The sequence below is a fragment of the Pelotomaculum propionicicum genome (genome assembly GCF_004369225.1).
GTDB lineage: Bacteria > Bacillota > Desulfotomaculia > Desulfotomaculales > Pelotomaculaceae > Pelotomaculum_B > Pelotomaculum_B propionicicum.
On the sequence record NZ_QFFZ01000124.1, the window covers coordinates 1 to 1960 of the forward strand.

The 1960-nt window shown below is 44.0% G+C and carries 1 protein-coding gene, 1 rRNA gene and 1 other RNA gene; all 3 read left to right on the forward strand.

The window, feature by feature from the left end; all coding sequences use genetic code 11:
- Window positions 1-42 precede the first annotated feature (42 nt).
- The 3 genes from rrf to rnpB all read left to right on the forward strand — a co-directional run bounded on the left by rrf (window position 43) and on the right by rnpB (window position 1667).
- Window positions 43-159, forward strand: a 5S ribosomal RNA gene (rrf, locus tag Pmgp_RS19140).
- 462 nt (window positions 160-621) lie between these two features.
- Window positions 622-966, forward strand: a complete 345-nt coding sequence (locus Pmgp_RS19145; protein WP_243119961.1) for a NifB/NifX family molybdenum-iron cluster-binding protein — start codon at window positions 622-624, stop codon at window positions 964-966.
- 332 nt (window positions 967-1298) lie between these two features.
- Window positions 1299-1667: RNase P RNA component class B (gene rnpB, locus Pmgp_RS19150), an RNA gene on the forward strand.
- Window positions 1668-1960: the final 293 nt, after the last annotated feature.

Below are 1960 nucleotides of genomic sequence, written 5' to 3' on the forward strand. Positions count from 1 at the left end.
TATGCTGTTCAGTTTTGAAGGAATATTAAAGGAATATAACTTTCTAGTGGTGATAGCGAAGAGGGTACACCCGTTCCCATCCCGAACACGGCAGTTAAGCTCTTCAGCGCCGATGGTACTTGGGACGCTGGTCCCTGGGAGAGTAGGACGCCGCTAGATTAATTTTAAGCCTCATGGAGAAAACACCATGAGGTTTGTTTTTATATTTTTTCTGACGACCGACGTCTGACGACCGACTACCGAACTGGTACACCCGTTCCCATCCCGAACACGGCGGGATTTCCTAAAAGCCTAAATGTTGTCAACAACCCCGTTCCCCTGACACACTGAGCCGATGGTACTTGGGACGTTGGTCCCTGGGAGAGTAGGTCGCTGCCAGATCGAGGTCTTGCTTTTCATAAAATGCAGCCAAAACATAACCAATCTGCACTATTAGGACGATATGTTGTGGATTTATTTGATCCTGTTTCTCATCATCGCTATATATGTTGAGGTTGTTATAGATTATTGACATTGTTTCATAAGCGTTTTACTATTTATTTAAAAGCAGTAAGCAATTTGTAAAAAAGCAAGGGGTAGTGAATTATATTGAAAGTGGCTATTCCCTCTCAGGGGGAAAACATGAAAAGCAAGTTAGACCAAAGGTTGGCCCGTGCTAACTATATTATCGTAGTTGATACAGAAACCAACGAGTACCAGGTTGTCAGGAATGAACAGAAACCGAATGCTTGCTATAAGATCTGCGTTCAGACAGCTGAAAAAATAAGCCGCCTTGGGGTTATGGCAGTGATTACCAGGAATTGTGGCCCAAAAACCTTCTGGGAGTTAGGCGCAGTTGGCATCAAGGTATTTTACAGCGCGGAAGGCACGGTTGAAGAAATCCTGGAAAAATTCAAATGCGGAATGCTCAGAGAAGCCGCAAAAGCCAATGTTGAGTGTGAAAGGGGATTAATACTGTATAATTAAACCGAAAAAGGGTTGAGCCGATGCCCTAGTAAAAGAGGACCATAACTATAAAGATTTGGCACTCATTCAAAATATCCCGGTCGCTGCCAGATCAATTTTAAAAGCCCTGTGGTTGTTAAAAACCTTGGGGTTTTTTCCCCGTCCACTCGTCTCACTCTTTTAATGCCACCAGTTATTACCTCTTGTAAAAGCATAAATTTTTTGTTAAGATAACGTTTGTCGTCACTATTGGCGATGAGAGTATCAGTCAATAGCCAGTTAAAAAAAGCTAAAGTACAGCGGGCAGTTGCTGTTTATTATAAGGAAAGCTGACAAACCATCAGCAGAAAAAGCTGTGTGGCATGTCCCCAAAATAATAAGCAGAGGAAAGTCGAGACACGCACGCCCTGGTTAAGTATCAGATACAGAAAACAACCAGGATGTAGTAAGGCGCCTGGCGCAAGCCAGGGCAGGGTGACCTGACGACGGTGAAAGGAACTCACAGAGTTGCTGGTAGCCATAAAGTGCCACAGAAACTATGTTGCCGGGTGACCGGCAAGTGCAAGGGTAAACTCCGCCAGCGTGCAACCCAAATAGGCGGGAATACGGAAAGGGGCAGGAATGTCCCCGGCGAATGACCGCGGGTAGGGGCGCCCCGTAAGGGGAAGGAAGCAATTCTTCCTTAGATGGATGACTGCCGAAACAGAATCTCGCTTATAGCTGTACTTTAGTTTAAATAGTAGATTTTAAGCTGCTGGAGGCGAAGCAAAAACATGTAAAATGATGCAAATAAGCCTTGCAAAAAGCGGCGAAAAAAGGATGAATAGTCCTTGACTTGGGAAACTAATAATGTTAGACTATAAAAGTGTCCCGGATGAGATAGCTTGCAGCAACCGGTCTTTGAAAACTAAACAGTGGATGGATGGAAAAGAAACACATGACTCTCGTCAAGCGAAAGCTAACGAAGAGTAATTCCGAAACAACAACAAGAGCTAGAAATCGAATTTTTCAAATA